Annotated in this window: 1 protein-coding gene and 1 pseudogene; both read left to right on the top strand. The window is 67.9% G+C overall.

What is annotated here, in order from left to right; translation table 11 throughout:
* Nucleotides 1-786, top strand: a pseudogene (locus tag EN964_RS34340) (carbohydrate kinase); the annotation flags it as partial.
* The coding region (locus EN964_RS34335; RefSeq protein WP_164776367.1) for an ATP-binding cassette domain-containing protein at nucleotides 783-1,494 on the top strand (712 nt) is incomplete at its 3' end. The pseudogene EN964_RS34340 and the gene EN964_RS34335, both read left to right, overlap by 4 nt.

Raw genomic sequence — 1,494 nt, 5'->3', positions numbered from 1 at the left:
GAGCGCGCCGGCACTGTTATCGGCGAGCACCGCCTCGGCGCCGCGGCGCGACCGATCGCCATCCACAACGGCGTCCATGACTCGAATGCGGCGCTGCATGCCTATCGCCGGCAGGAGCTTGGCCCGGTCACCGTCGTTTCGACCGGCACCTGGGTCATCGTGCTCAATCCGGACTGCCCGCTCGACGCACTCGACCGGGATCGCGACATGCTGGTCAACGTCGATGTCGGCGGCGGCCCAGTACCGACCATCCGCTTCATGGGCGGGCGCGAATTCGCAACAATCAGCGCCGGCTGGCAAGGCGAGATCGCCGGCCCAGTGGTGCAGCGGGTGATCGATGCCGGCATCATGGCGCTGCCGAGCTTTGCGCCGGGCGGGCCGATGTCGGGGCATTCCGGCCGACTGGTCGGGCGCGCGCCCAATGCCGAGGAACGCGCGGCCGCGGCGCTGCTCTATGTCGCGCTGATGGTCGATCTCTGCCTCGACCTCATCCATTCGAACAACACCGTGATCGTCGATGGCGGGCTGAACACAGGCGGTGTGCTCGCCGGGCTGCTGGCGCAGTTGCGTCCCGGCCAGGCCTTCCTGCAGGGCGCCACGCTGGAGGGCAGCGCCACGGGTGCCGCGGCGCTCGCCTTCGAGAGCGTCGGGCGCGAATTCGCCGCCGAAGTTCCGGAGCCGGTGCGCGCATCGCGTTTCACCGGGTTGGCAGGCTATCGCAGCAATTGGCGCGACGCCACCATGGACCGCGGCGTCGCTGATGCGGCAGTGGGAGGCGCGCGATGAGTGCGATTGCCAGGGCCGAGACCGCGCGCCAGCCGGTGCTGGAGATGCGGCACATCTCCAAGACGTTCGGCACCATCCGTGCCTTGCACGATGTCTCGCTCAGCGTCCACGCCGGCGAGCTGCACGCCTTGATGGGCGAAAACGGCGCCGGCAAGTCGACATTGATGAAAGTGCTTTCAGGCGCCTATCGGCCGGATGCCGGCGGCGAGATCCTGATCGACGGCATGCCGGCCGCGACCGGCGATCCGATCAAGGCGCGCGCCAGCGGCGTCGCGGTGATCTATCAGGAGCTGTCGCTGGCGCCCAATCTGACGGTGGCGCAAAACATCTTCCTCGGCAACGAGCCGCGACGCTTCGGTATCGTCGACCGCGACCAGTGCACCCGGCGCGCCAGGGAGATCGTCGCGCGTCTGGGCGTCTCCTTTTCGGCCCGCGACATGGTCTCCAGCCTGTCGCTCGGCGAGCGCCAATTGGTCGAGATCGCCCGCGCGCTGTCGACCAATGCGCGCATCATCGTCATGGACGAGCCGACCACGTCGCTGACCTCGCGCGAGACCGACCGGCTGTTCGAGGTCATCGCGACGCTGAAATCGCAAGGCATCGCCATCATCTACATCAGTCACCGCATGGAAGAGGTCTACCAGCTTGCGGATCGCGTCAGCGTGCTGCGCGACAGCGGTTATGTCGGTACGCTCGAGCGTGCCGACC

It is taken from the genome of Mesorhizobium sp. M7A.F.Ca.CA.001.10.2.1, from assembly GCF_003998575.1.
GTDB lineage: Bacteria > Pseudomonadota > Alphaproteobacteria > Rhizobiales > Rhizobiaceae > Mesorhizobium.
The sequence above is the reverse complement of the archived record's forward strand: the minus strand, read 5'-3'. Positions and strand labels throughout refer to the sequence as shown.